The 6,931-nt window shown below is 41.4% G+C and carries 9 protein-coding genes; 3 read left to right on the forward strand and 6 right to left on the reverse strand.

The genetic code is table 11. From position 1 onward, the window contains the following. The first annotated feature begins 163 nt into the window (after positions 1–163). The 3 genes from QXS89_05980 to QXS89_05990 all read left to right on the forward strand — a co-directional run bounded on the left by QXS89_05980 (position 164) and on the right by QXS89_05990 (position 1,838). Positions 164–370, forward strand: a complete 207-nt coding sequence (locus QXS89_05980; GenBank protein ID MEM3831725.1) for a hypothetical protein — start codon at positions 164–166, stop codon at positions 368–370. Between the two features lie 159 nt (positions 371–529). Continuing rightward, positions 530–1,384 (forward strand): GNAT family N-acetyltransferase, encoded by an 855-nt coding sequence (locus QXS89_05985; GenBank protein ID MEM3831726.1) that lies wholly within the window; start codon positions 530–532, stop codon positions 1,382–1,384. A 220-nt stretch (positions 1,385–1,604) separates the two neighbouring features. Then, positions 1,605–1,838: a hypothetical protein gene (locus tag QXS89_05990; protein MEM3831727.1), complete on the forward strand. Its 234-nt coding sequence runs from the start codon at positions 1,605–1,607 to the stop codon at positions 1,836–1,838. 133 nt (positions 1,839–1,971) lie between these two features. Here QXS89_05990 and QXS89_05995 read toward each other — a convergent pair whose 3' ends face one another. From QXS89_05995 to QXS89_06020, 6 genes are all read right to left on the reverse strand, one after another. Next, positions 1,972–2,880, reverse strand: a complete 909-nt coding sequence (locus QXS89_05995) for a recombinase family protein (protein ID MEM3831728.1) — start codon at positions 2,878–2,880, stop codon at positions 1,972–1,974. A gap of 324 nt (positions 2,881–3,204) precedes the next feature. Beyond that, on the reverse strand, positions 3,205–4,275 hold the full coding sequence (locus QXS89_06000; protein ID MEM3831729.1) for a family 1 encapsulin nanocompartment shell protein: 1,071 nt from the start codon (positions 4,273–4,275) through the stop codon (positions 3,205–3,207). Between the two features lie 67 nt (positions 4,276–4,342). Then, positions 4,343–5,173: an aldo/keto reductase gene (locus QXS89_06005; protein MEM3831730.1), complete on the reverse strand. Its 831-nt coding sequence runs from the start codon at positions 5,171–5,173 to the stop codon at positions 4,343–4,345. A gap of 76 nt (positions 5,174–5,249) precedes the next feature. Continuing rightward, complete coding sequence (locus QXS89_06010; protein MEM3831731.1) at positions 5,250–5,780, reverse strand: ABC transporter permease; 531 nt, start codon at positions 5,778–5,780, stop codon at positions 5,250–5,252. Positions 5,781–5,884: 104 nt separating this feature from the next. Further along, positions 5,885–6,019, reverse strand: a complete 135-nt coding sequence (locus QXS89_06015; protein ID MEM3831732.1) for a hypothetical protein — start codon at positions 6,017–6,019, stop codon at positions 5,885–5,887. A gap of 127 nt (positions 6,020–6,146) precedes the next feature. Then, positions 6,147–6,926, reverse strand: coding sequence for a flavin reductase family protein (locus QXS89_06020; GenBank protein MEM3831733.1), 780 nt, complete (start codon positions 6,924–6,926; stop codon positions 6,147–6,149). Positions 6,927–6,931: the final 5 nt, after the last annotated feature.

Consider the following 6,931-nt stretch of genomic DNA (forward strand, 5'->3'; position numbering starts at 1 on the left):
TATTAATTTATAAACAAGAGCTACATCCCGTGCTTTTTAATGCGGGAAGAAGATTAGAAGCATAGGATAAAGCGAGGGTAGCAACTGTTTATAAACAATCTTCGCAGATATAAAGATAATCATATCATCGATGAAAGATAGATAAATACTCGAAGGTGAGTGAATGAGCTGGATAAAAGAAAGAGGAATACTGCAATCAACAGCAATACTGCTAATGTTAGCAGTAATAGGCGCGGCACTCGCCATGTGGAGTGATATGGAGGATGAGGAGAGCATTCATAGTAAATGCTCTTGTAGATTATCATTTTATTTGGTGCTTCATATTCTGAGGTTCTTCGGCATATTAAGAAGATTTTATGAAGAGTTTTAGACGGGTTATATTTTCTCAAGATGTAAACCTCTTAGAGTAGAGAGAGGACTGGTTCTAAGCTGTAGGTTTGAGAAGTTTCTTCTTGTACTGGAATAGATCAGATGTTATAGTTAAAAGTTTCAGGTTTGTATATAGGCTGGGGGTAGCTGGTGTTTTAATATGATCTTTAGAAGACTCTATCCCGATGATCTTTCATACGTGTTTTCATGGCTTGACGAGGATGATTATCTTAGAGAGAGGGTTCTAGAGTTTTCAACTAGTGAAGGGCTTGCTTACGGTGTTGAGATTGATGGGAGGATTGAGGCTGTCTCTATATTGAGACCTGTAGGATCTCTTGGATGGCTTATGGGAGCTAGGGTTAGAAAGGATCTGAGGGGGAGAGGTGTGGGAGGTTTTATGACTCGCATGCTTGTTGAAGAGGCTAGGAGAAGAGGTTTGAAAGCTGCTGCACTTATCACTTCTCAGAAGAACACGCCTGTGCATAGGATCTGTGATTCTATTGGTATGAAGAGAGTTCTAAGTCTGATCTCAGGATCTCTTCCAGTGCCACTGGTGTCTGAGATGTCAGAATACGAGCCTCTCTGGAGGAGGGTACAAGATGAGAGTGAAGTAGTAGAGCTTGCGAGATCTATTGAGAAAGATTATAGACTTCTACCTCTAATCCCCGATGGATGGGTCTGGAGCTTTACTGAGTATGTTCTGAAAACTAATCTATACAAGGCGTACGCATGCTTCTCAGGAGAAGGAAGAATCCTAGCTCTCGCAAGACCGGGGTGTGGGTGGGTTTCTGAGGATTCTTGTGAAACCTATGTGGGTGGTGTTCTTCTGAGGGGAGGTGGTATAGATCTTGAGGAAGGCTATCTCCAGCTCTCATGCGTAGCAGATATAGCTAGATCTAGAGGAGTTCAAGAGATTATAGTATGGGCTAGAGATGATCTCAAGGTGGCGAGAGTTATAGAGAGTCTGGGAAGATGGTGGTGGAGATCATATCTATACTACATAGATCTAGAGTGAGATAGCGTGTGAAACCACTCTCATGCGGGGTGTGGAGATAAAACCTGTGAAAGCAGGGTATAAATACAATCCTAAGGTCTGGAGCGCGAAGGGGTTTTTCTATTCTGTCTATATCTAGCGGATATTATAATTCTCATCTATAGCTTCAACTCTTTCCAGGTCTATGTGGCAGGCATGGAGTCTGATGATCAGGTTCATCAGGTGACTAGTTATACTATGGTTGTCTGATATAACCTGCCTAGATTCAACTATTCTTACAGCTATACTTTCTTCGGATCTAATAAGATATGAGAATTTTAAGCTTAATACTCGTAGAACTTATTCTAGGATCTGCTCTGATCTCATGAGAATTATTAGCATAGCTTTTATCAGTGATCTTGGCAGGTTTAGTATTAGGATTAGAATTATACGTGCCGGGTGGAAGCTTTCGAGAGTTGTATGCTTTGTAGAATAAGTTTTTGATTGATCTAGAATGCTAACATGTTATTTGCTCGGGTTATAAGATCTCAGATCTATAAAACCTGAGCATAATAATTCTTCTACCAGGCTCTAGAGAGAGTTTTCATCGGTAATACCGATCTACAGATCTATGTCTTATGAGAGCTAGCTCCACTCTTGCTCTCTTTATTCTCCCCTCCCGCGAGTTTTTTAACGAGTCTGTAGAAGGATAGATAGCTTGTGTAGACCTCGTATTTCTTCGGCTCAGGCTTCCCAAGACTTTTCTTAAGCTCTACACTGTTAATCCTATGTCTCCTGATCATATCTATTATAGGTCTCTCAGCTTCTAGAAATCTACTCCATAGTCTTCTTATAGGAACTCCTTCTCTATAAGGCTTTACATATCTCTCTATAAAGTATCTCTCAGCATCCTCTAGATCTCCTTTACTAAGTTCTGTAAACCTCTTCTTCCCACTTCTGTATAGTGCTATCCAGTGTATCATGGTAGGCTTAGTATAGATCTTACCTTCACTCTTAAGTCTCTCAAGAGCTCTTCTAACCTTCCTCCTCACATCCTCTACATACTCTCTAGCTACAGCAACCTTAAGCTTGTGATAGAGCTGCATCATATCTTTGAGAGATTTTATCTGAGAATCTAGAACAACACTCATAACAGCTGAATCTGCTGAGTTCTTAAGCTTCTCAAATATCTCTATAACTCTGTTGAATGCTTCGGAGATATCTGTATCTCTTACAAGCTCAAGTCTCCATCCTCTCTCTGCAAAGTATTTTATAAGTCTCTCGTAATGCTCAGGATCTGCACATACTCTATCAATACTCTCGGCTATCAGAACGCTTATTCTGTTAACCTCCATGATTCTAAGTGCTGTTTGGAAAATCATTCTCTGGAAAGGATCCTCTACACGAGATACTCCTATCTCGTCGAGACGTATACACATATAACCTTTCTTATCACAATAATCTTTGATGACAAACCATTGATTATCAGGATTCTCATCTTCTCTACTGATCCTGATATACGCTATGGCTTGGTTCATGAGAGGCTCATGATATTTCGCTTGGGTGGTCTAGTCTTAAAAAGTTTTCTATTGGAGCAAGTGAAAAAGATCCCCGGGAGAAAGAATCGATCTCCCTGATCCTATCAGTAGCGCCCCCAACAGAAAAAAGTCCTCGAAAAAATACGAAGAAAGAAGATCCTAAGATCTCTAAACCGACATATTCCAAGCTCTCGATAAGTGCTATGGATAAGGCGGGGAAAATAGAAATTCAAGCTTTATACGAAGGATGCAAACCTCGAAGAGAACATGTTGTGAGAGGTGATCAAAAAAACGAGAGAAAGAGAAAAAGGGAAGGAGCTAGAGCTAGATCTTCTGTTGTCTTAGTACTGCTATGCTTCTGGGATTTCTTATTCTAAGTGCTAGAGTCTCCCATACTCTAAATTTATGTCCTCCATCTTCAGGACCTACATAGTCTATCTCAGTATCTCCTCCTAGCACCAGGTCTAGAGATGCATATGATGATGATACTACCAGTGCCAGCTCGTCTGGCAGTATTGGTGTTTGCACGACTTCTTTCACGAGTGTTTTTACCCTGGTTAGCTCCATGACTCCTGTTCTCTCGTAGACTGCTAGAAGTCTTGTGTATCTTGATGGGCTTAGGAACAGTATGTAGGGTTGTGGAGCGTTGCTTCTTATGAGTTCTTGGACTGCTCTAGAGATCTCTTCTACCGCTCTTCCAGGCTCCTCCCAGCTGGATATGTTCATCTGTATAGATCCTTCTACTCCGAGTATTTTCTCAAGAATCTTTCTATCCTCGTCTAGAGCGAATCCTATCAAGATGCTTAGAGCACTGCTCAGGTCTAGAGGTTGTCTATACTGTCTCGAGTATTCGATGGATCTCTGAGATATGATGAAGGTTTTAGAGATCTCTTCAAGAGGTATTATAATTCTAACATTATCTCTCTCGAGAGGTGTAGCGTCAGCACCTCTACCGAGCCTGGTTAGAGGTAGATAATGTCTGAAAACTCTGATGCTATCAGCTGTCTTCCGAAGATTCTCGCGTATATACTCTAGCTCGCTACTGCTTAAGCTCTCTGAATCTTCTGAAGCATTGTTCTCACGAACAGATCCTCTGCTAGGGTCGATTCCTTTCACAAGTTCTCCAACCTCTCTCTCACCCTTCTCGAGTTCTGAGACTTGCTCAGGATCCAGATTCTTCAGAATAGCTAGAAACTCGCCAACATGAGTCTTCTCCTCTCTAGCTATATCTTCAAAAACTCTTCTTATACTATCATCATCGATAGATCTGGCGATCTGGAGATAGAGATTTATAGCATCAAGTTCTGCTATGATTGAAAGTCTTAGAGCTTCAGAGATCTCTTCTCTAGAGAGTTTTCTCCCCGAAGGAATTTCTAGAGGATGTTTAGAAAGCATGTGAATCTCCGTAGAATCTTACGCTAGCAAGTTATTAAACTCTCTCCCTATCCTATAAAGATCGAATCTATTGATCTGTTTTTCTAAAAGCTTTGTCAATGAGATTCCAATCCTCCTCTTCAAGACTCCAACCAGTTGATCCAGCTATCTCCTCCACATGAGGTATTGTAGAAGCTCTTGGTATAGGTACTAGCATCTTGAATCTTGTGTACCAGTTCAACGCCACCTGAATAGGAGTTCTACCATATCTCACTCCTACTTCTCTTAACAAGCTATTTCCCGCGAGAACTCCCTTATCTATCGGGGTATATGCGAGATAGAGGATCCCTTCTCTCTCGCAATATGGTATTACACTCTTCTCATCATCTCTCTTCGTGAGACTATATCTATTCTCTACAACCGCTATATCAGTATAGCTCAGATAAGATCTAGCTTCTTCAATCCTCTCCAGGGTAAAGTTCGAAACTCCGAGAGATCTAGCCAACCCCTCCTTCCAGAGCTTCTCAAGAACTTTCAAAGCATCTCTCAACACAACACCTTCTTCAAGCCAGTGGATTAGATAGGAATCAACATAATCAAGTCCAAGTCTTCTAAGAGATCCGGAGATAGATCTTCTTATACTCTCCTCACTAGCAAGATTCCTAGGATGGATCTTGGTAACTATGAAGAGATCCTCTCTAGAACCACCCCACTCTCTCACAGCCTTTCCAACAACCTCTTCAGCGAATCCATCACTATAGATCTCAGCGGTATCGATAAGAAGGATCCCCAGCTCTAAAGCTCTTCTAATAGCAGAAGTCCAGGAAGCCTCCTCAGATCTCTCGGTTCTCCTCCCACCAGTTCCAAGACCTATAGACGAGACTCTTCTACCTAGCTTGGGTATGTATTTATACTCCAAGACTACTACACCATATGAGCTGATCTAGGAAGCTTAAAAATTTGCAAGTGATGAGCAAAACAAGATCTAGGGATCTCTACCCTTGCATCCTGATTCTAGGTGTGAAGATCCTATACAAAGAATCTCCTAGAAAGTTCAGACCTAGAACCGTGATCACCAGAAAAACTCCTGGGAAAAGCGAGATCCACCAAGCAGACGCGATATAGGGCTGACCCTCATATATTATCCTCCCCCAGCTAGGCATGTTGGGATCTCCTAGACCTAGATAGCTTAAGCCAGCTTCTATAATGATCGCGTTTCCCACTAGAAGTATGGTGTTTGCAATAGCAGGAGGAATCGATGCTGGAAGCACATGTCTGATCATGATCCTCAGATCTCCAGCTCCAAGGGTTTTAACAGCTTCAACATAGGGGTGTTCTCTCACAACATAGACCTGTGCTCTCATAATTCTCGCAGTAGTAGGCCGTGTAGTTGCTCCTATGATAAGCATGATAAGATATATATTGCTACCATAGATCGCAACCAGTGTTAATGCTATGAAAAAGGTAGGTATAACGAAGAATACATCCATAATCCTGCTAATTACACTATCTATCAACCCTACCAAGAGTGAAGCTCTTGCACCTCATACAACTCTGCTCAACAGATCTCTGCCCAGAGAATCTCTGCCTAGAAGATGCTGAAGAGATGAAGATTGGGAGCGTGGGTATGCTAGAGAGTGTAATCAGGTAGAGGAAGTAGAAGTGCTAGACCGCCTAATAAGATTATCAAAAGTACTATCGTAAAACCTATTCCACCGTAGGAGTCTCTGAGAACCTGCTTGAGAACTCTTGCAAAGTTCTGCATAAAACCTCCTAGAAATCCTCTGAAAGCTGAGAAGAGGATTAGAAATTCTAATCCTAATATCAGCTAGAACAGGGTTGAACAAGTTAAATACTACACCATCTGCTCGGGATAATTCTCGCTTCAACTCTTAAGCCTGAGATCTTCTAACCTCTTCGTAGTAGAATTCGGCATCTTCAGAATCTAATCCTTCTTCTTTCAACAGCTCGGCAATAGCTTTCAGAATATCTTCTCTGCTTCTACTCTTCATTTCCTTGTACAAGCCTCTCACCTTATTGATAATGCTGATCCTCTTCTCCGCATATTCTCTTAAAGGCTCTGGAGCGAATGGTATTTCTCTTATCTCATATTCTCTGCATACTGCATAGATTCTTTTAATCTGCTCAGGTTTTCTAGTTCTACCAAGATACATTAGAGGATTATAGCTCTCAAGCTTCCACAATCCTTTGAAATCCTCTGCCGCATACACTGCTTTAACTTCTCCTATAAAAAGATCGTGATCTCCTGTCTCCACAATTCTTCTAAGCTCGATCTCTAGAGATGCTGATGCTTCTCCTAGGATGGGTGCTCCCAATACCTCTCCTCTTAGAATTGTAAAACCTCCTCTTCTAATCTTATCTCTGAAGAATCTCTCCGAAACATCACCTAGATAAGGAGTTCTATCAATATATTTTGAATCTAGAAAATTCAGAGAATAAATCCTCGACTTCTTAATCAGAGCATACGTATACCTCTCAGGAGCAATTAAAACACCAACTAGAAAAGGTTTAGAAGAGAGTTGAGTCCACCAAGCAGCCATCATACCTCCAATTCTTCCTTCATACTCTGCAACCACAACTGTAGGAATTACAGGATACAACACTCTTTCGCCATCCTCAAGATCTACTCTTCTAAGTTTTTGGAAGAACATCTAAA

The organism is Sulfolobales archaeon (genome assembly GCA_038881635.1).
In the GTDB taxonomy this organism is placed as follows: Archaea; Thermoproteota; Thermoprotei_A; order Sulfolobales; family AG1; genus WYEN01.